Below are 25,981 nucleotides of genomic sequence, written 5' to 3' on the forward strand. Positions count from 1 at the left end.
CCGTCGTAGTGATGGCGCGTCAGGACGGGGCGGAGCTCGTTTTGGCGGTGGGTGATAGCGGCGTCGGCATTGGCGAGGAGGAACTCGCCGATCTGGGCAAGCCCTATCACCAGACCCGCTCGGGCAAGGAAACCTCTGAACGCGGCACGGGGCTGGGCCTGTCGCTGGTGCAGGCTCTGGCCGAGATGCAGTCCGGGACCGTCAAGGTTCAGAGCGCCCGCGGTCAGGGCACCACGGTCACCGTGCGCCTGCCGGTGATGGGAGAGGCGAAAAGCACCGTCACCGATTTCGCGCCGCTCGAAGTGCATCAGCGCATCGCCGCCGCCCAGCAGGCGGGCGAGGTGATCATCCAGGCGAAAGACGGCGCGGCGTAAGCCTGGCGCCGCTCGTCTGTGTCTCGATTCCGGATCAGTTCGACGCTGTTGCCGTGCTTTGCGGCGCCATGGTCGGCAGCCGCATGAAGGCGAGGGCGGCGTCGAACGCGCCCACTTCCACCCAATAGCGATCAATCACCGCGCCCGTGCCGTCATACAGATCGATGCGCGCGCCTTCGCGGGGCGACAGATTGGCCAGCTCTTCGGTCAGCGCCTGCGGAAAAATGAAGCCCACGGCGGGCTGTCCGCTGGCCGGCGCCAGCTCCCCGGCACGCTGACGGCTCAGGGTTTCGGTGGCGAACACCCGCTCCAGCCGGTCGGACGGCGCGCCCCAGGCGCTCACCGGATCCTCGTCAGGCGGGGGCAGCAAGCCGCCGGCGGTCAGGTCCACGGGCTCGGGCGCGCGCTCCACATCCCGCACATAGGCGACGGCGTAGGCCGGGCGCAGGGCGGTGCGCAGGCTGAGCGCCAATGCGGTTTCGTCCCCCTGCTGGAAGATCCCGAAATTGGCCGCGCCCTGGCGCAGGCTCTGCACGATGCGCCATTGGGCGAACTCGTCGGACAACCCGCCGCGCTGGGCCGTCCAGCCCTGGGCGCGACCTTCAAAGCGCGCCTGGTCAAAGCCGCTCAGGCGCAGGGTTTCCTGCCGGTGCAGCGTGACGCCGGGCAGATCAAAGGCCTCGCGGCAGGCGATGGAGAAGGCGTCGTCCTGGCGTTGCTCGAACCCGTCGAGCTGGCCCGGGCTTGCGCCTTGCATCACCGCATCATCACGCGAGCGCTTGATGGCGGCGTCCAGAAGCGCCCGCTCGACGGCGGTGAAGACGGAACACGCATTATCGGCCGACCGGGCCTCCAGACGCAGCTCATAGGCGTCAAAGGAGGCGTCGGCGTCAAAGACGGCCTGGGCGGTCAGAAGGGCAAGCGCGGAAGTCCACATGCCCTCCAGTCTAGGCGCGGCGTCTTGACGTCCGGTTTACATTGATGCTGCCGAGCAGCAGAAGCACCGCCAGCGAGAAGGCGCCGAGCGCAAACCATTCGTCATGGGCGCGCAACTGGCCGCTGATCCATTCCGCCGAGAAGCGCGGGGCGGAGGAGGGGCCGAAATGGGTGACGTTCGCCGCATCCCAGAGCGCGGCGCGGCCATCCAGCTCGCTCCACAGCTCCGAACGCGCCAGACGTTTGGCGGCGCGGGCGAAGTCTGCGCCGTCAGGCGCGGTGAACAGCGCCACCTGACGGCCTTCGGGCGTGTCGAACAGGGCGGCGACGCCGGTAATGCGCGCATCGCGTTCGGTGGGGTCGGCGGCGTAAGCGGTCGAGCCGTAATAGCGGCGGCGTTGGGGCGCGCGATTGGCGGCGGCGTTCGCTGCAGCGCGCACTTCCACAGGCGCGGCGGCCAGAAGGCGCGGGTCGAGCGCTTCCTGCGGTCCCAGCACCATCAGGTCATAGCGTTCGGGCGCAGCGTTAATGTCATCGCCGAACCAAGCGTAGAGCCAGGCCGAACCCGACGCCAGACCGGCGCGGGCGATCACCGACAGGGCGGCGTTGCGCTGGTCTTCATCCTCGCCTGCGATGACCACGGCGGCGCGACCGCCCTGATCCAGACCGAAGGGCGCGCCCATGCTGGCGAGACCGGCGAGGGCGTGCGTGTCGCCGGTGGAGGCCGGCGGCGTGCGGACCAGTCGCGGCGCGTTGAGCGCTGCGGCCATGTCAAAGCGGACCGTGTGCGCCTGCATGGAGCGGGCGGCGAACAGGCGCGCCGAAGCAATCAGGGCGGCGGGCGAGGCGGCGGACAGGCGCACCTCGGACGGACCGGTGAGATCGATCGCAGGGGCGCCGGCGCCGCGCACATGGGCGGTGACGACCATTTCGGCGACTTCGGCGTCGCTGACGAGGATCGGCGCCTCGCCCATGCGCAGGGCCAGGCCCTGGGCGATGAGCGCGGCGACGGCGAGCTCGTCCTCGCCCGCTTCGCGCGCATCGATATGCACCCGGCGCGGGGCGGCGAAGTCGGCGTTCAGCGCCGCTTCCACTTCAGACAGGCCCGAATAGCCATGGGGCGGCGCGGCGGCGATGCGCAGGCGGCTGGCCTGGGCGCTGATCGTCCAGCCGTCTTCGCCCGGATCGACAAGGCGCAGGATCAGCGTGTTGTCGCCGGCGCGCAGATCATCGGAATAGAGCGAGAAGCGCGCCTCGAAGGGTTCGGCGCGCGGTTGCAGCACCACGGCGCGCGAGCGGTTCACAAACGCCTCGATGTGGCCATCCGAGTGCGCGCTGTCGGGAATGGCGTTCATCAGCAGCTCGATCGCTTGCGGATCGGCGCTGGGCGCGATGGTGAAGGGGATGCGGATTTCGCGATGATCCGCGTCCAGCCGCAGATCGCTCGCATCGTGGGTCAGCTCGGTCAGCAGGACTTCTTCAGAGCGCGCAGCCCTCTGGTCCTGCGCCTGCGCCTGCGTCGTCAGCACGACAAGAGACATCAGGCCCATAAGAATAAGGCCGAATGAACGATTTTGTGTCAGCATGGCACGCTCCCCTCAATTAACAAACTATTAAGCAATTGCTTTGCCATCAAGTGAAATGACGATGACCGATCTCAGAGCGCGATTTTGGGTGGATGCCTTGCGGTGGCGGGCCGAAAGCGCCGGCGCCAGCGTGTACGTGGCGCATAAGGGCGACCCGGATGCAGGCGTCATCCTGTTGAAAACCCTGCTGCCCGAACGCATGGCCCAGCTCTATGCGCCGATGCGCAACATGCAGGGGGAGCGGGTGTGGATGACCCCGCTGGGCCCTGATCCCGTGCCGGAACAGGACGCGGAGGGCTATGCCCGTCGGCGGATCGAGGATGATCCCGATCTCTGGCTGGTGGAGGTGGACGACCCGCATGGTCGACACTTCCTTAACGAGGCGATTGATAATTCTTAAGATCGCTGGGTTAGGATGAGCCACGGGTTGGGAAAACGCCGACGGGTTACATTCAACATGCTGTTTTTGTTCAACGATGCTCTTTACGATCTGGGTGACGTCGCGGAGACGGCGCGCGAGCGGGGGGAAGCCCTGGGGATCAACCCCATCGCCCTGCGCGGCCTGCGCATCGGCCAGGTGATCAAGATGGTTCGTGAATGGGTCTGGGAGCGTCCGGCGCTCGCCAAGTCAGATCCGGAGAGCGGAATCTTCCTGTCTGCGCTGGTGGCGCTCAAGACCAACGAAGCCAATGCGCTGCTGGCCGTGGCGCCGCAGACCGCCAAGAGCTCGGCGGAGGTGCAGGTGCGTCTCGCCTCCGTGTCGCTTGTGACCATGAAACAGCTCATGGACCTGCAAGCGGATGGACGCCTGTCCGGGCATACGGCGAACATGGCGGTCTGGTCCCAGGCGCCGGCGCGGATGCAGGCCTGAAGCCCTAGCGCTTGCGTGCGGCGGGCGGCTCGGCTACCTCGCGGGTCTGAACACTTTGCAGGATATGCCGATGACCACCGCCGCTGACGGCGCGCAATGGGCGCGCCGGCGCACCTACGCCATCATCTCTCACCCTGACGCGGGTAAGACGACGCTCACCGAGACGCTGCTTCTGGAGGCGGGCGCCATTCGTCTGGCGGGCCAGGTGCGCGCGCGGGGCGAGAACCGCCGCACCCAGTCGGACTGGATGAAGATCGAGCGCGAGCGCGGGATCTCGGTCTCCGCCTCGGTGATGACGTATGAGTATCGCGATCTCATCTTCAACCTGCTCGATACGCCCGGTCACGAGGACTTCTCCGAAGACACCTATCGCACGCTGACGGCTGCAGACTGCGCCATCATGGTGCTGGACGCCGCCAAGGGCGTGGAGCCGCGCACCCTGAAGCTCGTCGAAGTGTGCCGCCTGCGCGACATCCCGATCATCACCTTCATCAACAAGTTCGACCGCGAGGCGATGGAGCCGTCCGAACTGCTCGATGACATCCAGGACAAGCTGGCGCTCGACGTCACGCCGATGCAATGGCCGTGCGGGTCGGGCAACCGCTTCAAGGGTGTGGCGGATCTGACCACGAACGAGTTCGTGCTCTACAAGCGCCCCGATGACAGCGAGGTCAGCCGCTCAGAACGCGTGCCGCTTGACGGCGACAAGATCGCAAGCGTGCTGAGTGCGGATGAGCTGGCGGAAGTCACCGAAGGCGCCGAGATGGCGCGTGAATTGCTGCCCGAGTTTGATCAGGCGAGCTTTGAAGAGGGCCATCTCAGCCCGGTCTATTTCGGGTCTGCGCTGCGCCGCTTCGGCGTGCACGAACTGCTGGACGCCCTGGCCGAGCATGCGCCGGGACCCCAGCCCCAGGCCGCCGCCAAGGGGCCCCGCGAGACGCTGGAGCCGGGCGACAAGGAAGTGGCGGGCTTTGTCTTCAAGGTTCAGGCGAACATGGATCCCAATCACCGCGACCGGGTGGCCTTCGTGCGCCTGAGCTCGGGCCAGTTCAAACGCGGCATGAAGCTGAAGACCGAAGCGGGCAAGACGCTGTCGGTGCACAATCCGATCCTGTTCTTCGCGTCCGATCGCGAGATCGCCGACGAAGCCTTCGCGGGCGATGTGATGGGCGTGCCCAACCATGGCGTTCTGCGCGTGGGGGACACCCTGTCGGAAAGCGGCAAATGGCGCGTGGCGGGCATTCCGAACTTCGCGCCGGAGATGCTGCGCCGGGCGCGTCTGAAAGACCCGCTCAAGGCCAAGCACCTCAAGAAGGCGCTCGAATCCCTCGCCGAAGAGGGCGTGACGCAGCTCTTCCGCCTGCAATTGGGCGGCGAGTTCATCATTGGCGCGGTGGGCGCGCTGCAGATCGATGTGATGGCGCAACGCGTCGCGGACGAATACGGCATCGAGGTGGTGTTTGAAGCCAGCCCCTATGACACCGCGCGCTGGATCACCGGTTCGGATGCGGATATCGCCGCCTTCATCGACCGGCACAAATCGGCGATCGCCGAGGATATCGACGGCGACCCGGTGTTCATGGCGAAATCGGCCTGGGAGGTGAATTACTCCCAGGAGAAATTCCCCAACATCACCTTCCACGCCACCAAGGAACGCAGCTGATGACCGCGCCGTCCGTCGCCGAACAATTGCCAGAGCCTGTCCGGGCATCGGTGAACGACCTTGTCGATATCGTCCAGACGGTCTGGGACACCAGCTTTCTGGGCCTGTCCGTGGGGGCTGGTCTGGCGGCGCTGGGCGTCATCGTCATCGCCTTCCTGTTCCGCGGGCTGTTCTCCGCGCTGATCATCAACCGGGTGCGCAACGCCACCGAGCGGACCGAGACCGAGCTTGATGACAAGCTGCTGGATGCGCTCTACGGCCCGATCAAGCTGATCCCGGTGATCATCGGCGTCTATATCGCGGTCAACATTCTGGGGCTGCGGGGCGAGAACGCCGCGATCAGCGGCGACAGCCTGGTGCAGACGCTGGTGATCGTGGCGCTGTTCTGGGGCTTGCGGAACGCGGTCGACCCGGTCGCGCACCTGTTCAAGCCGCTGCGCCGGGCGTTGAACCCGGTGATGATCGACTGGCTGTCGAAGGCGCTGAAAATCCTGTTCGTCATCATTGGCGTGGCAGCCGCCCTGAGCGCCTGGGGCATCCCTGTGGCGCCGGTGATCGGCGGTCTCGGGCTGCTGGGCGTCGCGGTCGGCCTTGGCGCGCAGGACCTGTTCAAGAACCTCATCGCCGGCATCCTGATCCTCACCGAGAAGCGCTTCGTGCCGGGCGAGTGGATCAAGGTGGACGGCGTGGTGGAAGGCACGGTCGAGCAGATCAATTTCCGCTCCACCCTGGTGCGCCGCTTCGACAAGGGGCCGGTCTATGTGCCGAACGCCTTCCTGTCGGACAAGGCGGTGACCAATTTCTCCCGCATGACCCATCGCCGGATCTCATGGGTCATCGGCGTGGAGTACAAGACCACCACCGACCAGCTGGCTTATATCCGCGACGAGGTGCTGGACTGGGTGCTGAACCATCCCGAGTTCGCCAAGCCGCCTGAAGTGTCCACCTTCATGCATGTGGACAAGTTCGGGCCGTCCTCGATCGACTTCTTCCTGTATTGCTTCACCACCACCACGAACTGGGGCGAGTGGCTGCGCATCAAGGAAGAGCTGGCCTTCGCCATCAAGCGCATCGTGGAAGAGGCCGGGACCGGCTTCGCCTTCCCGTCCACCACCATCTACATGGATGACGGGGCGGAGGTGTTCGTGCCGCCCAAGGTGAAAAAGCACATCCCCCACGACGATCCCGAAAAGCAGAACCGGCAGATCGCCCGCGGCGAAAATCACGATGGGGAAAGCGGAGACGGCCGCTAGGCGGCGGCCGCGGCCTGCTTGCGAAGCTTCCAGAACCGCAAGGCGCGTTCGGCCTGATCGGGTTCGAGCTTTTCATAGATGGCGCCGATTTCGCGCGCATCATTGAAGGCGTTCTCCGCCGCCTGGCTGCGCAGAACGGCGAGCGTGACGAACAGCGCCTTCTCGATGCCCGCCGCCTTGCAGATCAGCGCCAGGCCGTCCGGGCTCTTGTGCTCGAAGGCGCGCTTGGCGGTGTAGTAATCCACGCCGGTGAGCTCGGCGAAGCCAAGCGCGCAATGCACGGGCTTGCGTTCGCGCAGCAGGCTGACCAGAAGGGCACCGTCCAGCTCCTTGCGCACGCGCTTGGAGGCGATGAAGCGCTGGGCTTCAACGAGCGCCTTGTCTTCGGCCATGCGCTTTTCAAGCCGGGCCTGGGAGGCGGCGAGGGCGGCCTCGAGCACGCCCGGCTCCAGCTTGTCGAAGCGCTGGGTGATCTTGTCGCGCAGGGTGCGGCTGACGACCACCATCAGGTCGTTCAGAAGGTCGGCCGGGGCGTCCGCGCGCTCGACGATCGGCGCCTGCAGGATTTCACTGTCCTCGGCGCGGCGGGCCACTTCTTCAAAGGTGGAGCGCGACAGCTGGGCGCCGTCATTGCGGATCAGGGCTGCGACCGTGTGGTCATCGCCCTTCTCCACGATGGCGTGGGAGAGGCGTTCGGACACGGTTTCGCGCCTGGCGATGGCCTGGATATGCGCCTGGCCGGTCTCGTGCACGATGGTCACGAGGTCTTCCTCGCTCAGCACGGACGAGCGCGACAGGATGGGCGCGGCGACCTCAATGGCGTCCTTGGCCAGTTGCTGGATCAGGCCCTTGGGGGCGAACGGCGCGTCGGCGAACCGGTCCGCCAGCTCGGCGCGCGCGTCCTGGGCGGTTTCGTTGGCGAGGGTTTGCAGGATGTCGTCAAACTGGCCCTGGGCGGCGCTGTCGCCGGCCGGCGGCGCGTCAAAGAACAGGTCCGTCACCTCGCGGAGCAATTCGCGGCGGCGATCAGACGATTTTTCTTTCGCAAGTTCGGTCAGCTTGTGCAGCTTGGACGAAACCGACATCCGGGCCTCCGCAATGAGCACGCCATATTGCTTGCATGCGAGTAAAGAAACCGTGCCGCACCATGGTTAATGCGCGGTTCAGTCGGGTTTTTTTACCCGCCGCCCGCGAGATCGCTATTGCGCCCGGCCGCAGGAGCGGGCGCTCGACCGGGGCCGGACAGCATCGTGCGCTCGCGCGGGCTGGGCGCGCGCTCGGCGCCCGCTTCGATCCGCGCGGCAAGGGCGGGCGACAGGCCGGTCAGGGCCCCCGGGGCATACTGGCTGGGCCCGGCGATGGGATGCAGGTCACAGCGCGCGGCGCGCGCCGTCTGCACGGGCCGGTAGGTCCAGGCCTGGCACGCGGCGTTCAGGGCGCAGGCGCTGATGCACGCTTGCACGCTTTGCGCCGCCGCCCCGTCCAGCCGGACGAGCACGCCGCGGCGGGCGTGATTCTCGATCACCGCCGCCGGAGGCAGGGCGGTCGGAGCGGGCGCTGCGGTTTGCAGCATCAGGAGGAAGACAGCCATCATGGCTTGGAATATGCCATCACGACTTTGACAAACCGTTGCGCCGGTCCCGGCGCACGGCTAACCAAGCGCGATCCACTCCAGAGAAGAGCCTGTCATGAGCGACGCGTCGGCCGAGAAACCCAAGAACGCCCTTGAACGCCTGTTGGCGAGCGCGGCCTTCCGCAACACCATCACGGCGCTGATCCTGATCAACGCGGCGATCCTGGGGCTTCTGACCTATCCGTTGCCCGAGATCGTGGTGCAGGTCCTGACCTTCGCCGACCATGCCATCATCGCCGCCTTCGTGGTGGAGATCCTGCTCAAGCTGATCGTGCATCGCCTGAACTTCTTCAAGTCGGGCTGGAACTGGTTCGATTTCGCCGTGGTGGCGATTTCCCTGATTCCGGCGGCGGGCGCCTTCACCGTGCTGCGGGCGCTGCGCGTGCTCAGGCTGTTCCGCCTGTTCTCTGTGATCCCTGAAATGCGCTCTGTGGTCGAGGCGCTGGGCAAGGCGATCCCGGGCATGGGCGCCATCATGCTGGTGCTGGGCGTGATCTTCTATGTCGCCTCGGTCATGGGCGCGAAGCTGTTTTCGGGCACCCATCCGCAATTCTTCGGCGATCTGGGCGGTTCGGCCTACACCCTGTTCCAGGTCATGACGCTGGAGAGCTGGTCCATGGGCGTGGCCCGCCCGGTCATCGCCGAGCATCCCTATGCCTGGATCTACTTTGTCGGCTTCGTGATCGTGACGAGCTTTGCGGTGCTGAACCTCTTCATCGCCGTCATCGTGGACTCCATGCAGTCCAAGCATTTTGACGCCGAGACCGAGCGCCAGAACATCGCCCATGACGAGCGCGAGACCCTGATCCATGAAATGCGCGCCATGCGAAGGGAAATGCACGAAATGCGCGCCCTGCTGGCTGAAAAAGTCGATGCGGATCAGTCGTCGATGCCGTCCTTGAGCGACTCGAACCGGGCGGACAATTCCGAGTAATACGCCGCCAGCGCTTCCTCGCGGGCGCCGCGCCGCTGCGGGGCGGGGGCTGTCAGCTCAAGGGCCGGCTGGCCTTGCAGGGCCTCGGTCATGAAGCGGCGCCAGATCTCGGCGGGCAGTTGTCCGCCGGTGACATTGTCCGTCGGCGTGTCGTCATCATTCCCGACCCAGACGCCTGCAACGAGCTGGCCCGTATAGCCGACGAACCAGGCGTCGCGGCTGTTCTGGCTGGTGCCGGTCTTGCCCGCGGCCCGGCGGCCATTGAGCTGGGCGCGCTGGCCGGTGCCGTCCTGGATCACGCCTTGCAGCAGGGTGGACATCCATTGGGCCTGCTCGGCCTCGATCACCTGACGCCCCTGGGTGGCTTCGGGCGCCTGATACAGAAGATCCCCGCGTGAATTGCGCACTTCCAGCACCAGAACCGGGTCCGGACGGCGGCCATCATTGGCGAACACGGCATAGACGCGCGTCATGTCGATCAGACGCACGCCCGACGAGCCCAGAGACAGGGCCGGAACCGGGTTGAGCGCGGTGGTGATCCCCAGGCGCTGGCCCATTTCCGCGACTGCGTCCGCGCCCACCTGCGCGCCCGCCTGGGCGGCGACCGTGTTGATCGAACGCTTCAGCGCGTCGGCGATGGTGATGCGGCCGCGATAGTTTCCGCCATAGTTCTCCGGGCTCCAGCCCTCGATCTCGATGGGTTCGTCATTGAAGGCGGTAGAGGGTTCCATGCCGGCCTCGAAGGCGGCGGCGAAGACCACGGGCTTGAAGGCGGAGCCCGGCTGGCGGCGGGCCTGGACGGCGCGGTTATACTGGCTGTCGGCATAGTTGCGCCCGCCCACCATCGCCCGCACCCGGCCTTGCGGATCCATCGCCACAAGCGCGGCTTCATCGGCGTTGCGCGCCTCGGCCTGCAGATCCATCACCGCGGCGACGGCGCGCTCGGCGGCGGTCTGGGCGCTGATGCTGACACTGGTGCGGATGACGAGGTCAGGGGTGTCCGCCGCGTCGCCCAGGTGCTGGCGCGCTTCGGCGAGGGCCTGATCGAACACATAGCCGAAAGCGCCCGGTTCAAAGCTCTCATCCCCGGCGGCCAGCTCCGCCGGGTTCTCGAGGGCGTCCTGATAGGCGGTCTCGTCAATGAAACCGGCGTCGAGCATGTCGTAGAGCACCTCGGCGGCGCGGGCGCGGGCGGCGGGCAGGTTCGAGGTGGGCGCGAGGCGCGAGGGCGCCTTGGGCAGGGCCGCCAGAAGCGCTGCTTCTGACAGGGTCAGATCGCTGGCGGGCTTGTTGAAATAGCGCCGCGCGGCGGCTTCCACGCCATAGGCCTGATCGCCCAGATAGACCCGGTTGAGATAAAGCTCGAGGATCTCCTGCTTGGTCAGATTGTCCTCGAGCTCGGTGGCGATGCGGATTTCCTGGATCTTGCGCCGGATCGTGCGTTCGGGGCTGAGGATCAGGTTCTTCACCAGCTGCATGGTCAGGGTCGAGCCCCCCTGAACAAGGCCGCCGGCGCGCACATTCGCCCACATGGCGCGCGCAAAGCCGCGCTCGTCAAAGCCGTCATGCTCGTAAAAGCGCCGGTCCTCGACCGCCAGGAAGGCCTGTGGCACATGCTCGGGCAAGTCGTCCAGCCGCACCGGGCGCGCATAGAGCGGGCCGCGCTGACCCAGGATTGCGCCATTTTCCGCCAGTACGGTCACCGCCGGTTCGCGCCGGACGCTCCACAACTCTTGTGCGGTAGTTGGAACCGACGGCAAGTCGTGGTAGGCCCAACGCCAGAAGGCGATCCCGCTGATCAGCCCGACCAGGATCACGATCTGCGCCGTGACCAGGGCGACCAGGCGCCAGCGGGATTTCAGCCGGGTCCATGGGGAGGGCTTTTGATCGGCACGGAAGGTGATGGCGAGCCTCGACAGGTTTGCCGCCCGGACGGGCGTATTGGGAATGATCTCAAGAACAGCTGATCACGGCTAAATTCAGGCGATGAGCGATACTCGTCCTTTCTACGAACGCAAGACGCTTTCTGAAATGAGCGTGAGTGAATGGGAGTCCCTGTGTGATGGCTGCGGCAAGTGCTGCGTCGTCATCCTGGGCGATGAGGACGATCCGGACACCTTCTGGCGCACCAATGTGGGCTGCAAGCTCTTGGACCTGAACACCATTCGCTGTTCGGACTACGCCAATCGCCAAAGCAAGGTCCCCGGCTGCGTCCGCCTGAGCGCGGACAATATCGCCCAGCTCAAATGGATGCCGGAAACCTGCGCCTATCGCTTGCTGCATGAGGGCCAGGATCTGCCCGACTGGCATCCGCTGAAGACCGGCGACCCCAATAGCGTGATCGAGGCCGGGCATTCGGTCAAAGGCACGCTTATCAGCGAGAACATCGTCCATGAGGACGATCTCGAGCACCATATCGTCGCCCGGCAGGACGCAAAGCCGGAATAAATCCGCGCCAATCCCGAAGTTGAGAACCAGGAACCGCCGATGTCTCAGAGCGTTGGCGGTTTTTGTGCGCGATCAATCCGACCGGGGCGGTTATCGCCTAGTCTTCAGGCATGGTCGAAATGAACCCGAAGACGCCTGACCCGGCGCCGAAACGGACGGGCGGGCGACGCTTTGACTGGATCGCCATTCATGAAGGCTGGCGGGCCGGTGAAAGCGCTGACGCATTGGCGGAGGCCTATGGGCTGAAAGCCAGCACAATCATACTGCGATGCGGCTGGATCGATGGAAACTTTCCGGCCCCGGCGCCGGTGCGCCTGATCGCCGAGCTGAACCGGCGCCTGGAACGGGCCATGGCGCGGCTCGATGAGGGCGATGCCGCGCAGGCGGAAAGACAGGCCCGGACCATTGCGGCGCTGATCCGCGCGGGACGCGATCTGAAACAATGGAGCGAGACCATGACCGAACAGAAGACGGGCGCTACGCCCGCCGCACAGGCGGAGGCGCCCCAAGGTGAGAAACGAGACTATTACGCCGAAGTTGATCGCCGACTCGATCGCCTTGCAGAGCATCTCAGAGCGAAGGGCATGGGTGCACAATCAGACGCCGGAGGAGATCAGGCGCGTCGCTAATAGCTGGGCGTTCTGGGCGCGCGATGCGCAGAAACCGCCACCGGGTGACTGGCGCATCTGGCTGTTTCTGGGCGGCCGGGGGGCGGGCAAGACCCGCGCCGGGGCCGAATGGATACGCGCACAGGTGAAGGCGGGATGCAGGCGCATCGCGCTGGTGGCGCCGACCTTTTCCGATGTGCGCGAAGTGATGGTGTCCGGCCCGTCAGGCTTTCTCAATATCGGCGAGGAGGACGAACGCCCCCGCTATGAGGCCAGCCGGCATCGTTTGATCTGGCCGAACGGAGCGGAAGCCCATGGCTTCTCCTCTGAAGACCCGGACGGCTTGCGCGGGCCGCAATTTGATTGCGCCTGGGTGGATGAGTTCGCCGCCTGGACCCGCCCGCAGGAGACGCTCGACATGCTGGGGCTGGGGCTTCGGCTGGGTGAAGATCCCAGACTGATGATCACGACGACTCCCAGGCCCATACCGGCGTTGAAGGCGCTGCTCAAACAAGCTGGCGTGGTCATGACCCATGCGGCAACCGAGGCGAACGCCGCCAATCTGGCGCCGGGCTTTGTCGCCGCGATGACGGATCGCTATGGCGCCTCGCGGCTGGCCCGGCAGGAGCTTGAGGGCGTTCTGATCGATGATCCTGACGGCGCCTTGTGGACGCGGGACCTGATCGATCAGGCGCTGGGTCTGCCCGCCTTTGAGCCCGAACGCGTCGTGGTGGCGGTCGATCCGCCAGCGAGCGCAACGGGAGATGAATGCGGGATCATCGTGGCGGGCGTCGCGGGTTTGGGCCGGGACGCCCGGCTTGTTGTCTTCAAGGATATGAGCCTGCAAGCTCGGCCTGAAGTCTGGGCGGCAAGAGTGGCCGAAGCCTTTGAGGCGGTCGATGCGGACTGGGTGGTCGCCGAGGCCAATCAGGGCGGGGACATGGTCCGCGCCGTGCTGCAGGCCGCAGCGCCCGACCTGCCGATCAGGCTGGTGCATGCGAGCCGCGGCAAGCGGGCCAGGGCGGAACCGGTCGCCGCGCTTTACGCCAGGGGCCGGGTGCGCCATGCCGGGCGGTTCCCGGCATTGGAAGACCAGATGTGCGCCTTTGGCGCGCCCGATCACAGCGGCAGTCCGGACCGGGTGGATGCCCTTGTCTGGGCCATCGCCGCCCTGACCCCACAGGCCGCCAGCCCCAGGCTGCGGCGGCTTTAAACCCACAGGAGAACGCCATGCTCAAGCAATGGCTGGGTCTCGGTCGCAAGGCGGCCGGGCGAACCCTTGCGCTCGGCTTCGGGACGGGGGCGAACTGGAGCCCGCGCGGCTATGCCGCTTTCGCGACCGAGGGCTATGCCCGCAACGCCGTCGCCCATCGCTGCGTCCGGCTGGTCGCTGAAGCGGTCGCCGCGACCTCGTTCAAGGCGGGTGAGGGCCGGGCGGGGGAGGCGGCCTTGGCGCTGCTGACTGCGCCAAACCCGGACCAGTCCGGTCCCGAACTGATCGACATGGTCCAGAGCCATCTTCAGGTGGCGGGCGATGCCTATCTGCATCTGACGGGCTTTGAGACCGGCGCGCCGTCGCTCTACGCGCTGCGGCCGGACCGGGTCAGGGTGATGACCGGGCCCAAGGGCTGGGCCGAGGGCTGGGAGTACCGCACGGCGTCGGGCGCGGAAGTGTTTCAACGCGATCGCGCCTCGGGCCGCTCGCCCGTCCTGCATCTCAAGCGCTTTCACCCCACCGATGACCATTATGGCCTGTCGCCCATGGAGGCGGCGGCAAGGGCGGTGGATGTGCATGCCGCAGGGGGCGCCTGGGCGAAGGCGCTCTTGGATAACGCCGCACGGCCCTCTGGCGCGCTGGTGGTGAAGACCGGAAGCGACGGGCAGGGGCGTTTGACTCCCGATCAGTTCGAGCGCCTGAAGGGGGAGCTTGAGAGCCTGTACACCGGCGCCGAGAACGCCGGGCGGCCCCTGCTCCTGGAAGGCGGGCTTGATTGGAAGCCGATGGGGCATTCCCCCGCCGAGATGGACTTCATCGAGGCAAGGCGTGAGGCGGCGCGAGAAATCGCGCTGGCCTTCGGCGTGCCGCCCATGCTGCTGGGCCTTCCCGGCGACAACACCTATTCCAATTATCGCGAGGCCAATCAGGCGTTTTATCGCCAGACGGTGCTGCCGCTGGCGAAGAGTTGCGCTATGGCGCTCAATCGCTTTCTGGCGCCCTGGCTGGGCGCGGACCCGAAGCTCTGTGTGGATGAAGACGGCCTGCCCGCCTTCACCGACGAACGCGCGGCGCGCTGGGCCAGGGTGGCCTCGGCGGAGTTTCTAACCGACGACGAGAAGCGCAGCCTTCTGGGTCTGGCCCCGCATGGAGGCGATCAATGACCGAGACGTCACACACGATCAGTCCGTGGCGGCTCGATCGATCCATTACGCTGGGCGTCATCCTCGCTTTGACGCTTCAGACTGCGGGCGCCCTGATGTGGACCGGGGCGGCGAATGAGCGGCTCGATCAGCTTGAAACCCGCGCGGATGCGTCTGCGCCGGTGGCCGAGCGTCTGGCGCGGCTGGAAGCGCACGCGGCTTATTCCCGCGCTGCGTTGGAACGCATCGAGCGTCGGCTCGAAGAGGACTGAGGTCCGCCCCTTTTGACAATGGAGACGCCGATGCAGGCGCTGAACCGCTCTGGCGAGACGCTGGAGGTGGCGGGCTATGCCAGCCTGTTTGATATCGAGGATCAGGGCGGCGATCTCGTCCGCGCCGGGGCCTTTGCAGTAGGGCTCAAGGCGCGCGGTCCGAACGGGGTGCGCATGCTGTTCCAGCATGACGCCACCGAACCCGTCGGGGTCTGGGACGAGATCGTCGAGGATGGCCGCGGGCTCTATGTCCGCGGCCGCATCCTTTCCACCGCCCCGCGCGGCAAGGCGGCGCTGGGGCTGGTGGCGGAAGGGGCCGTGGACGGTCTTTCCATCGGATTTCGCACGATCCGCTCCGCGCCCCGACCGGGCGGCGGGCGCGATCTGTTGCAGCTCGATCTGTGGGAGGTGTCGATCGTGACCTTCCCCATGCTGGCTCAGGCGCGCTTGCGCGTTGTGGAGCCTTCAAAGGCGCGGCTCTCCGCGTCGGCGGCCTGACCGCCTTTTCCTTCCCAGTCAGAAAGGACACTCATGAGCCGGGAAACCAAGATGGCGGTTCCCTCCGCCGAGACGCGCGCCGCCATGGCCGACATGCTGGCCGCGTTCGAACACTTCAAGCAGGCCAATGACCAGCGGCTGGACGCGCTGGAATCGAAAACCGGCGCCGATCCGCTGATCACCGAGAAGGTGAACCGCATCGACGCCGCGCTCGATGAAGCCAAATCGCGTCTGGATCGTCTGAGCCGGGAAGCGGCGAGGCCGGACCTGTCGGGCGCTTCGATCAAGAGCGCAGGCTGGGGTGACTTCCTGCGCACGGGCTCCGCGCTTGCGCTCGACCAGAAAGCGCTGTCGGGTCAGTCCGGCGCAACCGGCGGCCATGTGGCCCCGGCCGAGCTGGAAACCCGCATTGAGCGGCTGATCCGCGAGGTGAGCCCGATCCGCTCCATCGCCACGGTGAAGCAGACGACATCGCATACCTTCCGCAAACCTGTCAGCGCGGGCGGCGCGACCGGCGCCTGGGCGGCGGAGACGGCGAGCCGGCCTGAAACGGACGCCTCCGCGCTGGAGCTGTTGGAGTTTCCGACCGCCGAGCTCTACGCCATGCCCGCCGCCACCCCGGCGATCCTCGATGATGCGCTGGTGGATCTCGAGCAATGGCTGGCCGAGGAAGTGCGTGACGTGTTCGCCGAAGCCGAGGGCCGGGCGTTTGTGTTGGGCGATGGCGTGAACAAGCCGCGCGGCTTTCTCGATTATGAGGTCGCGGCAGTCGGTTCGGAGAGCTGGGGCAAGCTGGGCTTTGTCGCCGCCGGCGTGTCGGGCGGCTTCTCCGCCTCTGACCCCGCCGACGCCCTGATTGATCTCATCTATGCGCCCAAGAGGAGCTATCGCGCCAAGGGCCGGTTCGTGATGAACCGCGCGACGGTGTCCGCCGTGCGCAAGTTCAAGGATGCGGACGGGCAATATATCTGGCAGCCCGCCCAGAGCGCGGGCCAGTCCGCCAGCCTGATGGGCTATCCCGTCACCGAGGCCGAGGACATGCCCGATATCGGCGCCAACAGCTTCTCGATTGCGTTCGGTGATTTCGAGCGCGGCTATCTGGTGGTGGACCGCCAGGGTGTTCAGGTGCTGCGCGATCCCTATTCCGCCAAGCCTTACGTCCTCTTCTACACCACCCGCCGGGTCGGCGGCGGCGTGCAGGATTTCGACGCGATCAAGCTCCTGAAATTCGCCGCCTGATCAAACCCTCTCTCCCCCACCTCAAAGCCCCGGCCACAGCGCCGGGGCTTTGCTTTTTGAAAAGGAGGCGACGCGATGAGCCTGACGCGAACCACGCCGCCCGCGACCGAACCGGTCAGCGTGGAGGCGGCGAAAGCCTGGCTCAGGGTAAGCCATTCCGAGGATGACGCCCTGATCGGCGATCTGATCGAAAGCGCCTGCGAGCATGTCGAAACCCGGACCGGGCTGGCGCTGATCACCCAGAGCTGGCGCGAGCGGCTGGAGGACTGGCCGCGCGACCGGATGAGCGCATCCGGGCTTGCGGTTCAGCTCGCACGGGCGCCGCTTGTGAGCGTTGAGGCGGTCAGGGTGCGAGCGGGCGATGGTGCTCTGACAGACTGGAACTCTGACGAATACCGGGTGGAAACGGGCGTGCCGGGGCGGCTGGTCGCCATCCTGCCCTTTGCCTTGCCGCGTCCGGAGGCGCGGGGCGGCGGCATCGAGATCGACTTCACCGCCGGCTATGGCGAAACGCCGGACGAGGTTCCCGCGCCCTTGCGCGCGGCGATCCTGCATCTGGTCGCGGCGAGCTATGGCGCGGACCGGGGCGAGGGCGGCGAGAGCCCGCCTGCGCCGGACATGGTCGACCGTCTGCTCGCGCCGTTTGAACGGGTGCGGCTATGAGCGCGGAAGCCGCCTTCCAGAGCGGACTTCTGGACCATTTTCTCGCGGATGCAGGCGTGGCGACGGTCCTCGGCGAGCGGGTGTTTGACCTGCCGCGCTCGGGCGTGCGCTATCCTTTCCTTTATCTGGGACGCGTGGAAAGTGAGGCCGCGGACGCCAGCGAAACCAGCCTGATCGAATTGCGCCAGACCCTTCTGATAAGGGGCCGACGCGATGACGCCGAGGCGATCAAACAGGCGCTGGGCGCGATCCGCACGGCGCTCGATACGGCGTCCCTGGCGCTGGAGCCGCCCCATACGGCGATCCATGCGCGGGTCGTCTACGCCGATCTGTTCTCAACGTCTGACAGCCGCGTGATGCAGGGGCTGGCGCGGGTGAGGGCGCTACTTCAAACTCAAGGAGACAGGCCATGACGGCGCAGGCGGGCAAGGGTGTCTTGCTGAAAATCGGCGATGGCGGATCGCCCGAAACGTTCACGAGTCTCGCGGGTTTACGGGCGAAAACGCTTTCCCTGAACGCGCGGGCGGTGGATGTCACCCATGCCGACAGTCCGGGGCGCTGGCGTGAATTGCTGGACGGCGCCGGGGTGCGTCAGGCGGCGATTTCGGGCGCGGGGATATTCGTGGACAGCGCGGCGGACGAAACCGTGCGCGGCGTGTTCTTTGATCAGGCCCGGCGCAGCTTTCAGGTGATCGTGCCCGATTTCGGCGTCATCGAAGGCCCGTTCCTGGTCACGGCGCTGGAATATTCCGGCCGCCATGACAGCGAGGCGAGCTATTCGCTCTCATTGAGCTCCGCCGGGGCGCTGAGCTTCACCCCTCTTTGAGGTGCGGTCCTCGATCCGGCGCTGACGCTGGTGATCCTCAAGATCATTGAGGCAGGCGCGATAGGCGTCCGGATTGCGCAATTCCTCGCATTCATCCTCATAGCGCTCGTCATAGACCTCTTCGAACACGCTTTCACAGCCGCACAGAACAAGCGGCGAGGCGAGGGCGAGGAGGGCGAGAGCGCGGCGCATGGGTCATCCTTGAGCTGGGATCCTGCGCCGAGACTAAACCCGAACTCTGGGGCTTTCACATGACAAACTTTCAACCTGGAACCGTCTCCGCGCGGCTGGGTGAGACGACGGTGCAATTGCGCCTGTCGCTCGCCGCGCTGATGCAGATCGAGGACGCGCTGGGCGTATCCGGAATGGAAGCGCTGGCTGCGAAATTTCGCACCCTGACGGCGACGGATCTGACGGCGGTCCTGACCGCGCTTTTGCGGGCTGGCGGGCATGAGGATGCAGACGCGCTGGCGCAAGCCGCCGCGCCCGCTGAGGCCGCGCAGGCGGTGCTCGCCTGTTTTGAGGCGAACCTCAAATGAGCCCGCACTGGCGAGGCTGGTTCGCGCTGGGCGTGCTGCGCTTCGGGCTGAACCCGGAGCTGTTCTGGCGCCTGTCGGTTCTTGAGTGGCGGGCGCTGTGCGCGGCTCTTGCGCCGGGCGCCGCGCCGCCGCCGGATCGGAGCGTGCTGGACACGCTGATGCGGCGTTATCCCGATGGAGCGAAACATGACCGACACCTTTGATCTGTCCGAGCTGGCCTCCGGCGCCAGCGCGGCGCGCAGCGAACTCAAGGAGACGGCGCGCGAAGGCACGCTGGCGGCGCAAGCCCTGTCAGAGGCGTTTGAGAGCGCCGGGCGAGACATCGCCAACAGCCTTGAAGGGGCGGCGCGGTCGGGCGAATTGAGCTTTTCCGCGCTCGCAGAACAGATCGCCCAGAGCTTTGCGCAGATCGCGCTCGATCAGTTCGTGCTGCAGCCCGTTTCGGGGCTTCTGGGCAATGCGGCGAGCCTTCTGGGCGGGGTGCTGGGCCAGCGCGCCGAGGGCGGGCCGGTTCTGGCGGGCGAGCGGTATCTCGTGGGCGAACGGGGGCCGGAAGTGTTCACGCCGTCTCAGTCGGGCGCGATCTCGCCCCTGGGCGCCGCGCCGATCTCGATCACCATCAATACGCAGGGTGGAACACTGGAAAGTATTCGCCGGTCTGAAAGCCAGATCGCGGCGGCGGTGGCGCGGGCGGTGCAGCGCGGAGGGCGTCAGCTATGAGCGGGTTTCACGATGTGCGCTTTCCGTTGTCGATCGGGCTCGACGCGCGCGGCGGGCCGGAACGGCGCACTGAGATCGTCACGCTCAATTCGGGCCGTGAGGAGCGCAACGCCGTCTGGCGCGATTCCCGGCGGCGCTGGGATGCCGCGCCGGGGGTGAGGTCGCAATCAGATCTGGCGCGCCTCGTCGCCTTTTTCGAGGCGCGGCGGGGTCGGCTGCACGCCTTCCGCTTCACCGATCCGTTCGATCACAGCTCGGCCCTGAGCGGTCAGGCGCCCGGACCGTTCGATCAGGGGATCGGGACCGGGGATGGCGCCCGTACGCGCTTTCAGCTGTCCAAGACCTATGGCGATGCGGCCAACGCCTGGCGGCGTCCGATCACCCATCCACAGCCTGACAGCCTGCGCGTGGCGGTGGACGGCGTGGAGACCGGTTTCGGGCTGGAGCCGGATGGCTGGATTGTCTTCGCAGCGCCGCCCGCCGACGGCGCCCTGATCACCGCGGGGTTTCGCTTTGACGTGCCGACCCGGTTCGACGTCGACCAGATCGAGGCGAGTCTGGAAGGCGGCGGCGCCCTGATTGCGTCGGTCCCCTTGCTGGAAGTCCGGCTTTAGGGCTGGACAGGCGCGCAGTTCAGCGCCCTCATGTTCGGGCAGACTGGGGAGAATGACATGATCGCTTGGATTGCCGCATTGACGCTTCTGCAGGCCGCGCCCGAAGCGCCCGCCCTTGAGGTGTTCGAGGTGCAGGGCTTTCGCAGCCAGATCGTCGTGGAGATCGCGGCGCCGCGCGCGGAGGTGTTCGAGGCGGCGACCGGCGATGTCTCGCCCTGGTGGGATCACACCTTCTGGCCGGGACCGGCGGAGCTGGTGATCGAGCCCGAAGTGGGCGGCCTGTTCTATGAGCGCTTTGAAGCGGGACAGCCCGATGGCGTGGTCCATGCACGGGTGATCTTCGTGCGGGCGCCCGAACAGCTTCGGCTGGATGGCCCGCTGGGCCTGAGCGGGCGGGCCGTGCAGCTGGTGTCGAGCTGGACCCTGGAAGAGGGCGAAAACCCGGACGAGACGCGCTTCACCGTCGATCTCGCAATCACAGGCGAGGTGGATGAGGAGCTTGCGGGCATCGTGCGTCGCGTCTGGGTGCATTTCATCCAAGGCCGGCTCAAACCCTATATGGAAGCGGGCTGTCATCTGGAGCCTGAAGCGCCCTGCGCGGCGTTTGAGGAATGATGCAGTCGCGCTGACGACTTTTCTCTTTTCTCCTTCGCTCCGCTCAGTCGATCCTCGCTAAAGCTGCGGGCGGCCCTTGGCCTTGCGAGCCTTTCAGGCTCGGTTTTGAGAGTTCCTCGCTTTGCTGCGGGCGCGCGGTCGCGCTTGCGGGCCTTTCAGGCTCGGGGTGCTCAGTCTGAAATGATGTTGCTTTGTGACCCCGGCGCGTGCGTCGGGGTTTTTTGTTGGAGGTCGCATGATCGACATTCCACCGGCCTTGCAGGCGAAACTCGATGCGGGCGCCACGACCTTGTGCTGGGTCTGGATCCTGACCCGCCAGGACGGCATGAAATTCGGTTTTACCGACCATGATCAGGTGCTGGAGCTTGAAGGCGTAAGCTGTGAGCCGGCTTCAGGTTTTACCCATGGCGATCTGCGCAGCGAGACCGGCGGCGCGCCCGCTCGCGGCGCCGTGTTCGGTCAGCTCGACTCCGGCGTCATCACGCGCGCGGACATTGCCGCCGGCGTCTGGGACGGGGCGGGGTTGGCGCTTTATCGCGTCGACTGGACCGAACCGTCGCTATTCTGGCGCGCCTTCACTGGCGAGCTGGGCGAGATCCGCCATGGTGATCAGGGCTTTGAAGCGGATGTTTCAGGCTTGAGCGCGCGCCTCAATCGCACCATCGGGCGGGCCTTTTCGCGCTTGTGTGATGCGGAGCTGGGGGATGCGCGCTGCGGCGTCGATCTGGACGCCGCCGGGTGCCGGGCGGAGGGCGCTGTGTCTGAACAGATCACCGCGCGGGCCATGAGGGTCAGCGGCGCGAACAGCCTGGATGCGTCTGCGCTAACCCATGGCGTGCTGAGCTGGCCGGGCGCGAGCTGGCCTGATCAGCGCATCGTGTCGGCGCGGAATGAGGGCGCCGAGCGGGTGATCGAGCTTGAGGGCGCCGTGCCCGAAGGTGTGACGGTGGGACAGGCGGTGCATTTGAACAGGGGCTGTGACAAGCGCTTTGAAACCTGCGCCTCCCGCTTCAACAACGCGTTGAACTTTCGCGGCTGCCCGCACATGCCGGGCAATGACGCCTTGATCCGGCCCGTGAGCGCGCGGCGATGAGAGCCCTGATCCTCTCCGAGGCGCGCAGCTGGATCGGCACGCCCTACCATCATCAGATGAGCGTGAAGGGCGCAGGCTGTGACTGTCTGGGCCTGGTGCGCGGAGTGTGGCGGGCTCTGTGCGGACCCGAACCCGAAGTCCTGCCGCCCTATGCGCCGGACTGGTCCGAACGCACAGGCATCGACACCTTGAGCGCCGCGGCGGGGCGCTGGCTGGTTCCGCTTGAAGCCTTGCATGCCCGGCCCGGCGACGTGCTGCTGTTTCGCTATGCGCCGAACGGCTTTGCCCGCCATTGCGCGATCTTGAGTGAACCCGATCGCATCTTGCACGCCTGGCGCGGGCAGAGCGTGTGCGAGACCGCGCTGGGGCCGTTCTGGCGGCGCCGGATTTCGGGCGCCTATGCCTTCCCTCAAAATTAGTGCGAGGACCTTATGGGCCAGCTTCTCCTGACCGCCGCCGGACAGGCGGGGGCGTCCTTTCTGCAGGCGGGCGTGTCGACATTTGTCGGCGATCTGTTTGCACCCGACCGTGAAGGCCCGCGCCTTGAGGGCCTGAACGTTCAGACCTCGACCGAGGGCGCCTTCGTACCCATCGTCTATGGGCGTATGCGTCTCTCCGGGCAGGTGATCTGGATGGGGCCCGTGACCGAAACCGCACGCAGTTCAGGCGGCGGCAAGGGCGGGCCGGAGCTGACCGAGTATCAGTATGCCGCCAGCTTCGCCGTGGCGCTGTGCGAGGGTCCGATCTCGGGCGTGGGGCGTATCTGGGCCAACGGTGAGATCCTGAGCCACGACGCCGCCGTGATGCGGCTTCACACAGGACGGGAGGATCAGGCGCCCGACCCGCTGATCGAGGCGGTGGAAGGGGCAGCGCCCGCCTATCGCGGGCTCGCCTACATGGTGTTTGAAGACCTGCCGCTCGATGGCTTTGGCGCGCGCCTGCCAAACTTGAGCTTTGAAGTGCTGGGCGCCGGGGCTGATCAAAGCGAAGCGCCTCAGCTCGAACAGCTTGTGCAGGGCGTGTGCCTGATCCCGGCCTCGGGCGAGTTCGCCTACGCCACCGAGCCGGTCTTCCGCGAAGTGCGCGAGGGGGAAGAGCGGGCCGAGAACGTCCACACCAGCCGCGCCTTCACCAATCTCGATGCGGCGCTCGATGATATGGAAGCGCGCCTGCCGAATGTGAGATCCGTCGCGCTGGTGACGAGCTGGTTCGGGACCGATCTGCGCTGCGATCAGTGCCGGATCCGGCCTGGCGTCGAGACGCGCGAGAAGCGGACTCGTCCGCTGAGCTGGCGTGTGGCGGGGCTGGATCGGGCGAGCGCGCATCTGGTGTCGCAGAAGGACGACGCCCCGGTCTATGGCGGCACGCCGTCTGACGACACGGTGATCGCCTGCATCCGGGCGCTCAAGCAGCGCGGCTACGAAGTCACGCTCTATCCCTTCATCCTGATGGATATTCCCGGCGACACGCTGACCGACAACCCCTATGGCGGCGGCTTTCAGCCCGCCTATCCCTGGCGGGGACGGATCAGTTCGAGCCCTGCGCCCGGCCAGTCCGGAAGCCCCGATCAGAGCGCGACAGCAACGGCGCAGGTGGACGCCTTCTTTGGCGGCGCGAGGGCGTCGGACTTCAGCCTGTCGGGCGATGAGGTGCGTTATTCGGGGGCGGAGGATTGGGGCTTTGACCGCTTCATCCTGCACCATGCCATGCTGGCGAAGGCGGCCGGCGGGGTGGAAAGCCTGCTGATCGGCTCTGAGATGGTGGCGCTCAATCAGGTGCGATCAAGCCGCACGACCTATCCTGCAGTTGAGCGCCTGAAGGCGTTGGCGAGTGAGGTGCGGGCGCTGGTCGGGCCGGATGTGAAGCTCTCCTATGCGGCGGATTGGTCCGAATATGCCGGCCATGCGCCGTCGGACGGGTCCGGGGACCGCCTGTTTCATCTGGATCCGCTCTGGGCCGATCCGGATGTGGATTATATCGGGATCGACTGGTACGGCCCGCTGTCGGACTGGCGCGAGGGCGAGGCCCATGCGGACGCTGCTGCGGGATCGATCCATGACCGCGCCTATCTGAGCGCGAATGTCGAGGGCGGCGAGGGCGGGGACTGGTATTACGCCAGCGACGCCGACCGTCAGGCGCAGAGTCGCACCCCCATCAGCGACGGCGCGTATGGCGAGGACTGGATCTGGGCCTATAAGCGCCTGCCCGACTGGTGGTCGAACGCCCATCATGACCGGGTGGACGGGGTGCGCGCCAGCATGCCCACGGACTGGACGCCGGGCCTGAAGCCGATCCGTTTTGTCGAGCTGGGCTGCCCGGCGGTCGACAAGGGCTCGAACCAGCCCAATGTCTTCCTCGATCCCAAAAGCATGGAAAGCGCGGCGCCGCATTTCTCGACCGGCGCGCGCGATGACCTGATCCAGCGCCGCTATATCGAGACGCTGCTGGACTATTGGGCGCCAGAGCCGGGCCGCAATCCGGTCTCCCCGGTCTATGGCGGGCCGATGCTGGATTGCGCGCGCAGCCATGTCTGGTGCTGGGACGGGCGGCCCTTTCCGGAGTTTCCGACGCGCGAGGATGTGTGGAGCGATGGCGGCAACTGGCGGCGCGGGCACTGGCTGACAGGGCGCGCAGGGCAGTCTTCGTTGGGCGTTGTCGTGCAGGACGTGGCGCGACGGGCGGGGCTGGAGCCGCTGGATGTGTCGATGCTGGACGGCGTGCTCGCCGGTTTCATGATCGATCGTCCGCAACGCGCCCGCGATGTGATTGCGACGCTGGCGACCGTGTTCGGCTTCACCCTGACGGACCGCAGCCGCGGTCCGGTCTGCCTGCCCCTGGCGCCGCAGGGCGCGGCCACGGCGCTGCTCAGCGATCATCTGCCCGCAGGAACGGACGGTCTGGCGTTCACGCGCGCACCGGCCGAAACGATCCCCAGGGATGCGCAACTCACCCTCATTGCCGATGAAGGCGCATACGCTCCCGCCGCGGTGATGGCGCGCGGGCTGGATCACCTCACCCATGGCGTTGTCGCCCTGACCGCGCCCGTGCTGGCGGATCGGCTGCAGGCGCAGGCCTGGGCGCGGGGGCTCCTGAACCGGGCGCGCAGCGAGGGCGACAGTCTCCTGACGGCCCTGCCGCCCTCTCTGGCGCGACTGGAGCCGGGAGATCCGGTGCGCCCGGACGCCGGACGTGTCTGGCGACTGGAGGCGCTGGAGGGGACAAGCGTGCGTCAGGCGCGTCTTGGGCGTGTGGAGGGCGGGGCGGCGACGCTGTCCGGGCCGGACCCGGTTCTCGCGCCCGCCCCGGACACCATCGGTCGCCCCTTGCTGCGCCTGCTGGACCTGCCGCTGGATCACGAGGCGGAGACCGCGCGGAACGGATTGCTTGCAGCGGCCTGGAGCGCGCCCTGGCCGGGAACGGTCCAGGTTTTTGCAGGCGCTGACATCGACAGCATGGAAGCGCGACTGAGCCTGGTGCAGCCGGCAAGGACCGGAGTTCTGCTGGAGGATATGCCGCCGGGGCCCGAAGGCCGCTGGCGGCGCGACGCCAGGCTGCGGCTTCGGTTGGCGGAGGGCGCACTGGAGAGCCGCTCCCGGCTGGCTGTTCTGGCGGGCGCCAATCGCCTGGCGCTCGAGACGCCAGACGGTTGGGAGGTGATCGGGTACGAGACCGCGCAGATTGAAGCGGAGGGCGTCTGGACGCTCACCGGGCTCCTGCGCGGCCTGGGCGGCTCTCCTGCGTCCGGGGCGAGTGCGGGAGCGAGCATTGTCATTCTCGACGGGGCGGTGGGCGTTCTGCCGGTGCGAGACGCCGAACGCGGCGCAGAGCTGGAGGTCCTTGCCGTCCCGGCCGGCGTTCGGCGCAGTGACGCCCGGGCCCGTCGGCTGACGGCGACCTATGAGGGCCGGGATCTGCGCCCGCTCTCCCCCGTGCATCTGAAGCTTGAGGATCGGGCGGACGGGCTGCGTCTGAGCTGGGTCCGGCGCACCCGGATCGGCGGGGATCGCTGGCAGGGCGTGGAGGCGCTGCTGGGCGAGGCGCGCGAAGCGTATCAGGTCACGCTCATAGGAGCTGAGGGGGAGGTGGTCCGGGCCTGGACATGCGCGGCGCCACAGCTCGACCTTCGGCGCGAAGACCTGCCCTCAGAAGGAGCGGGTCACGGTTTCGAGGTTCGTCAGATCTCGGAGCGCTACGGCCCTGGTCTGGCGTCTGTCTTGCAGATATGAGCCTGAACCTAC

Annotated in this window: 30 protein-coding genes; 24 read left to right on the top strand and 6 right to left on the bottom strand. The window is 66.8% G+C overall.

What is annotated here, in order from left to right; translation table 11 throughout:
- A partial coding sequence (locus OA2633_RS14520) for a HAMP domain-containing sensor histidine kinase (protein WP_009803336.1) occupies positions 1–374 on the top strand: 374 nt, incomplete at its 5' end.
- 34 nt (positions 375–408) lie between these two features.
- Here the strand turns inward: OA2633_RS14520 and OA2633_RS14525 are convergent.
- Both OA2633_RS14525 and OA2633_RS14530 read right to left on the bottom strand, forming a co-directional pair.
- The gene (locus OA2633_RS14525; RefSeq protein WP_009803337.1) at positions 409–1,311 is read right to left on the bottom strand and encodes a hypothetical protein; all 903 of its coding nucleotides are present in this window, start codon (positions 1,309–1,311) and stop codon (positions 409–411) included.
- Between the two features lie 10 nt (positions 1,312–1,321).
- Entirely contained in the window at positions 1,322–2,896 is a 1,575-nt protein-coding gene (locus OA2633_RS14530; protein WP_040612773.1) for a hypothetical protein, read from the bottom strand.
- Positions 2,897–2,957: 61 nt separating this feature from the next.
- Here OA2633_RS14530 and OA2633_RS14535 point away from each other — a divergent pair, with 61 nt between their 5' ends.
- The 4 genes from OA2633_RS14535 (at position 2,958) to OA2633_RS14550 (ending at position 6,683) form a co-directional block, all read left to right on the top strand.
- Positions 2,958–3,296 (top strand): DUF1491 family protein, encoded by a 339-nt coding sequence (locus OA2633_RS14535; RefSeq protein ID WP_162011003.1) that lies wholly within the window; start codon positions 2,958–2,960, stop codon positions 3,294–3,296.
- Positions 3,297–3,353: 57 nt separating this feature from the next.
- Complete coding sequence (locus OA2633_RS14540) at positions 3,354–3,767, top strand: hypothetical protein (protein ID WP_009803340.1); 414 nt, start codon at positions 3,354–3,356, stop codon at positions 3,765–3,767.
- 64 nt (positions 3,768–3,831) lie between these two features.
- Positions 3,832–5,430 carry a peptide chain release factor 3 gene (locus tag OA2633_RS14545; RefSeq protein WP_009803341.1) on the top strand — a complete coding sequence of 533 codons (1,599 nt, stop codon included), beginning with the start codon at positions 3,832–3,834 and terminating at the stop codon, positions 5,428–5,430.
- Positions 5,430–6,683, top strand: coding sequence for a mechanosensitive ion channel family protein (locus tag OA2633_RS14550; RefSeq protein WP_009803342.1), 1,254 nt, complete (start codon positions 5,430–5,432; stop codon positions 6,681–6,683). Before OA2633_RS14545 ends, OA2633_RS14550 begins: the two co-directional genes overlap by 1 nt.
- Here the strand turns inward: OA2633_RS14550 and OA2633_RS14555 are convergent.
- Together OA2633_RS14555 and OA2633_RS14560 are read right to left on the bottom strand one after the other, a co-directional pair.
- Positions 6,680–7,768, bottom strand: a complete 1,089-nt coding sequence (locus OA2633_RS14555) for a DUF2336 domain-containing protein (RefSeq protein ID WP_009803343.1) — start codon at positions 7,766–7,768, stop codon at positions 6,680–6,682. The two genes, OA2633_RS14550 and OA2633_RS14555, sit on opposite strands and share 4 nt — an antisense overlap.
- A 92-nt stretch (positions 7,769–7,860) precedes the next feature.
- Positions 7,861–8,277, bottom strand: a complete 417-nt coding sequence (locus OA2633_RS14560) for a hypothetical protein (protein WP_009803344.1) — start codon at positions 8,275–8,277, stop codon at positions 7,861–7,863.
- Positions 8,278–8,371: 94 nt separating this feature from the next.
- Here OA2633_RS14560 and OA2633_RS14565 point away from each other — a divergent pair, with 94 nt between their 5' ends.
- Positions 8,372–9,250 (top strand): ion transporter, encoded by an 879-nt coding sequence (locus tag OA2633_RS14565; protein ID WP_009803345.1) that lies wholly within the window; start codon positions 8,372–8,374, stop codon positions 9,248–9,250.
- On the opposite strand, the gene OA2633_RS14570 is transcribed toward OA2633_RS14565, so the two are convergent.
- Positions 9,196–11,067: a transglycosylase domain-containing protein gene (locus OA2633_RS14570; protein ID WP_241760718.1), complete on the bottom strand. Its 1,872-nt coding sequence runs from the start codon at positions 11,065–11,067 to the stop codon at positions 9,196–9,198. The two genes, OA2633_RS14565 and OA2633_RS14570, sit on opposite strands and share 55 nt — an antisense overlap.
- Positions 11,068–11,236: 169 nt before the next feature.
- Between OA2633_RS14570 and OA2633_RS14575 the strand changes: the two genes are divergently transcribed.
- From OA2633_RS14575 to OA2633_RS14620, 10 genes are all read left to right on the top strand, one after another.
- Positions 11,237–11,698: a YcgN family cysteine cluster protein gene (locus tag OA2633_RS14575; protein ID WP_009803347.1), complete on the top strand. Its 462-nt coding sequence runs from the start codon at positions 11,237–11,239 to the stop codon at positions 11,696–11,698.
- 119 nt (positions 11,699–11,817) lie between these two features.
- A complete protein-coding gene (locus OA2633_RS14580) occupies positions 11,818–12,327 on the top strand; it encodes a hypothetical protein (protein ID WP_009803348.1) in 510 nt (169 codons plus the stop codon).
- Positions 12,287–13,519 (top strand): DNA-packaging protein, encoded by a 1,233-nt coding sequence (locus OA2633_RS14585; RefSeq protein WP_009803349.1) that lies wholly within the window; start codon positions 12,287–12,289, stop codon positions 13,517–13,519. Before OA2633_RS14580 ends, OA2633_RS14585 begins: the two co-directional genes overlap by 41 nt.
- A gap of 17 nt (positions 13,520–13,536) precedes the next feature.
- Positions 13,537–14,685, top strand: coding sequence for a phage portal protein (locus tag OA2633_RS14590; protein WP_009803350.1), 1,149 nt, complete (start codon positions 13,537–13,539; stop codon positions 14,683–14,685).
- Positions 14,682–14,936: a hypothetical protein gene (locus tag OA2633_RS14595; RefSeq protein WP_009803351.1), complete on the top strand. Its 255-nt coding sequence runs from the start codon at positions 14,682–14,684 to the stop codon at positions 14,934–14,936. Before OA2633_RS14590 ends, OA2633_RS14595 begins: the two co-directional genes overlap by 4 nt.
- Before the next feature lie 30 nt (positions 14,937–14,966).
- Positions 14,967–15,434 (top strand): HK97 family phage prohead protease, encoded by a 468-nt coding sequence (locus OA2633_RS14600; protein WP_206740514.1) that lies wholly within the window; start codon positions 14,967–14,969, stop codon positions 15,432–15,434.
- Between the two features lie 33 nt (positions 15,435–15,467).
- Positions 15,468–16,673 carry a phage major capsid protein gene (locus OA2633_RS14605; RefSeq protein ID WP_009803353.1) on the top strand — a complete coding sequence of 402 codons (1,206 nt, stop codon included), beginning with the start codon at positions 15,468–15,470 and terminating at the stop codon, positions 16,671–16,673.
- Positions 16,674–16,748: 75 nt separating this feature from the next.
- Positions 16,749–17,336: a head-tail connector protein gene (locus OA2633_RS14610; RefSeq protein ID WP_009803354.1), complete on the top strand. Its 588-nt coding sequence runs from the start codon at positions 16,749–16,751 to the stop codon at positions 17,334–17,336.
- Positions 17,333–17,749 carry a DUF3168 domain-containing protein gene (locus OA2633_RS14615; RefSeq protein ID WP_009803355.1) on the top strand — a complete coding sequence of 139 codons (417 nt, stop codon included), beginning with the start codon at positions 17,333–17,335 and terminating at the stop codon, positions 17,747–17,749. Before OA2633_RS14610 ends, OA2633_RS14615 begins: the two co-directional genes overlap by 4 nt.
- On the top strand, positions 17,746–18,162 hold the full coding sequence (locus tag OA2633_RS14620) for a phage major tail protein, TP901-1 family (protein WP_009803356.1): 417 nt from the start codon (positions 17,746–17,748) through the stop codon (positions 18,160–18,162). The genes OA2633_RS14615 and OA2633_RS14620 overlap by 4 nt, the downstream gene beginning before the upstream one ends.
- Here OA2633_RS14620 and OA2633_RS14625 read toward each other — a convergent pair.
- Positions 18,121–18,354, bottom strand: a complete 234-nt coding sequence (locus OA2633_RS14625; protein ID WP_009803357.1) for a hypothetical protein — start codon at positions 18,352–18,354, stop codon at positions 18,121–18,123. The two genes, OA2633_RS14620 and OA2633_RS14625, sit on opposite strands and share 42 nt — an antisense overlap.
- A gap of 59 nt (positions 18,355–18,413) precedes the next feature.
- Here OA2633_RS14625 and OA2633_RS14630 point away from each other — a divergent pair, with 59 nt between their 5' ends.
- The 8 genes from OA2633_RS14630 to OA2633_RS14665 all read left to right on the top strand — a co-directional run bounded on the left by OA2633_RS14630 (position 18,414) and on the right by OA2633_RS14665 (position 25,969).
- Positions 18,414–18,701, top strand: coding sequence for a GTA-gp10 family protein (locus OA2633_RS14630; protein ID WP_040612778.1), 288 nt, complete (start codon positions 18,414–18,416; stop codon positions 18,699–18,701).
- Positions 18,698–18,904: a phage tail assembly chaperone gene (locus tag OA2633_RS14635; protein ID WP_009803359.1), complete on the top strand. Its 207-nt coding sequence runs from the start codon at positions 18,698–18,700 to the stop codon at positions 18,902–18,904. The genes OA2633_RS14630 and OA2633_RS14635 overlap by 4 nt, the downstream gene beginning before the upstream one ends.
- Positions 18,888–19,421 carry a phage tail tape measure C-terminal domain-containing protein gene (locus tag OA2633_RS14640; protein WP_009803360.1) on the top strand — a complete coding sequence of 178 codons (534 nt, stop codon included), beginning with the start codon at positions 18,888–18,890 and terminating at the stop codon, positions 19,419–19,421. The genes OA2633_RS14635 and OA2633_RS14640 overlap by 17 nt, the downstream gene beginning before the upstream one ends.
- Positions 19,418–20,035, top strand: coding sequence for a DUF2460 domain-containing protein (locus OA2633_RS14645; RefSeq protein ID WP_009803361.1), 618 nt, complete (start codon positions 19,418–19,420; stop codon positions 20,033–20,035). The genes OA2633_RS14640 and OA2633_RS14645 overlap by 4 nt, the downstream gene beginning before the upstream one ends.
- A gap of 57 nt (positions 20,036–20,092) precedes the next feature.
- Positions 20,093–20,650 carry an SRPBCC domain-containing protein gene (locus OA2633_RS14650; RefSeq protein ID WP_156776289.1) on the top strand — a complete coding sequence of 186 codons (558 nt, stop codon included), beginning with the start codon at positions 20,093–20,095 and terminating at the stop codon, positions 20,648–20,650.
- Positions 20,651–20,885: 235 nt separating this feature from the next.
- On the top strand, positions 20,886–21,743 hold the full coding sequence (locus tag OA2633_RS14655) for a DUF2163 domain-containing protein (RefSeq protein ID WP_009803363.1): 858 nt from the start codon (positions 20,886–20,888) through the stop codon (positions 21,741–21,743).
- A complete protein-coding gene (locus OA2633_RS14660; protein ID WP_009803364.1) occupies positions 21,740–22,162 on the top strand; it encodes an NlpC/P60 family protein in 423 nt (140 codons plus the stop codon). Before OA2633_RS14655 ends, OA2633_RS14660 begins: the two co-directional genes overlap by 4 nt.
- Positions 22,163–22,174: 12 nt before the next feature.
- Positions 22,175–25,969, top strand: a complete 3,795-nt coding sequence (locus tag OA2633_RS14665; protein WP_009803365.1) for a glycoside hydrolase/phage tail family protein — start codon at positions 22,175–22,177, stop codon at positions 25,967–25,969.
- The last annotated feature ends 12 nt before the right edge of the window (positions 25,970–25,981 follow it).

It is taken from the genome of Oceanicaulis sp. HTCC2633, from assembly GCF_000152745.1.
Lineage (GTDB): Bacteria > Pseudomonadota > Alphaproteobacteria > Caulobacterales > Maricaulaceae > Oceanicaulis.

Bases quoted from the DNA above. Each gene is read 5' to 3' on its own strand.
- OA2633_RS14615 (WP_009803355.1), top strand. From the start codon at position 17,333: ATGAGCGCGGAAGCCGCCTTCCAGAGCGGACTTCTGGACCATTTTCTC.
- OA2633_RS14580 (WP_009803348.1), top strand. From the start codon at position 11,818: ATGAACCCGAAGACGCCTGACCCGGCGCCGAAACGGACGGGCGGGCGA.
- OA2633_RS14545 (WP_009803341.1), top strand. From the start codon at position 3,832: ATGCCGATGACCACCGCCGCTGACGGCGCGCAATGGGCGCGCCGGCGC.
- OA2633_RS14620 (WP_009803356.1), top strand. From the start codon at position 17,746: ATGACGGCGCAGGCGGGCAAGGGTGTCTTGCTGAAAATCGGCGATGGC.
- OA2633_RS14630 (WP_040612778.1), top strand. From the start codon at position 18,414: ATGACAAACTTTCAACCTGGAACCGTCTCCGCGCGGCTGGGTGAGACG.
- OA2633_RS14665 (WP_009803365.1), top strand. From the start codon at position 22,175: ATGGGCCAGCTTCTCCTGACCGCCGCCGGACAGGCGGGGGCGTCCTTT.
- OA2633_RS14625 (WP_009803357.1), bottom strand. From the start codon at position 18,354: ATGCGCCGCGCTCTCGCCCTCCTCGCCCTCGCCTCGCCGCTTGTTCTG.
- OA2633_RS14575 (WP_009803347.1), top strand. From the start codon at position 11,237: ATGAGCGATACTCGTCCTTTCTACGAACGCAAGACGCTTTCTGAAATG.
- OA2633_RS14525 (WP_009803337.1), bottom strand. From the start codon at position 1,311: ATGTGGACTTCCGCGCTTGCCCTTCTGACCGCCCAGGCCGTCTTTGAC.
- OA2633_RS14590 (WP_009803350.1), top strand. From the start codon at position 13,537: ATGCTCAAGCAATGGCTGGGTCTCGGTCGCAAGGCGGCCGGGCGAACC.
- OA2633_RS14560 (WP_009803344.1), bottom strand. From the start codon at position 8,277: ATGATGGCTGTCTTCCTCCTGATGCTGCAAACCGCAGCGCCCGCTCCG.
- OA2633_RS14530 (WP_040612773.1), bottom strand. From the start codon at position 2,896: ATGCTGACACAAAATCGTTCATTCGGCCTTATTCTTATGGGCCTGATG.
- OA2633_RS14600 (WP_206740514.1), top strand. From the start codon at position 14,967: ATGCAGGCGCTGAACCGCTCTGGCGAGACGCTGGAGGTGGCGGGCTAT.
- OA2633_RS14555 (WP_009803343.1), bottom strand. From the start codon at position 7,768: ATGTCGGTTTCGTCCAAGCTGCACAAGCTGACCGAACTTGCGAAAGAA.
- OA2633_RS14640 (WP_009803360.1), top strand. From the start codon at position 18,888: ATGACCGACACCTTTGATCTGTCCGAGCTGGCCTCCGGCGCCAGCGCG.
- OA2633_RS14645 (WP_009803361.1), top strand. From the start codon at position 19,418: ATGAGCGGGTTTCACGATGTGCGCTTTCCGTTGTCGATCGGGCTCGAC.
- OA2633_RS14635 (WP_009803359.1), top strand. From the start codon at position 18,698: ATGAGCCCGCACTGGCGAGGCTGGTTCGCGCTGGGCGTGCTGCGCTTC.
- OA2633_RS14595 (WP_009803351.1), top strand. From the start codon at position 14,682: ATGACCGAGACGTCACACACGATCAGTCCGTGGCGGCTCGATCGATCC.
- OA2633_RS14660 (WP_009803364.1), top strand. From the start codon at position 21,740: ATGAGAGCCCTGATCCTCTCCGAGGCGCGCAGCTGGATCGGCACGCCC.
- OA2633_RS14650 (WP_156776289.1), top strand. From the start codon at position 20,093: ATGATCGCTTGGATTGCCGCATTGACGCTTCTGCAGGCCGCGCCCGAA.
- OA2633_RS14565 (WP_009803345.1), top strand. From the start codon at position 8,372: ATGAGCGACGCGTCGGCCGAGAAACCCAAGAACGCCCTTGAACGCCTG.
- OA2633_RS14605 (WP_009803353.1), top strand. From the start codon at position 15,468: ATGAGCCGGGAAACCAAGATGGCGGTTCCCTCCGCCGAGACGCGCGCC.
- OA2633_RS14655 (WP_009803363.1), top strand. From the start codon at position 20,886: ATGATCGACATTCCACCGGCCTTGCAGGCGAAACTCGATGCGGGCGCC.
- OA2633_RS14540 (WP_009803340.1), top strand. From the start codon at position 3,354: ATGCTGTTTTTGTTCAACGATGCTCTTTACGATCTGGGTGACGTCGCG.
- OA2633_RS14610 (WP_009803354.1), top strand. From the start codon at position 16,749: ATGAGCCTGACGCGAACCACGCCGCCCGCGACCGAACCGGTCAGCGTG.
- OA2633_RS14550 (WP_009803342.1), top strand. From the start codon at position 5,430: ATGACCGCGCCGTCCGTCGCCGAACAATTGCCAGAGCCTGTCCGGGCA.
- OA2633_RS14535 (WP_162011003.1), top strand. From the start codon at position 2,958: ATGACCGATCTCAGAGCGCGATTTTGGGTGGATGCCTTGCGGTGGCGG.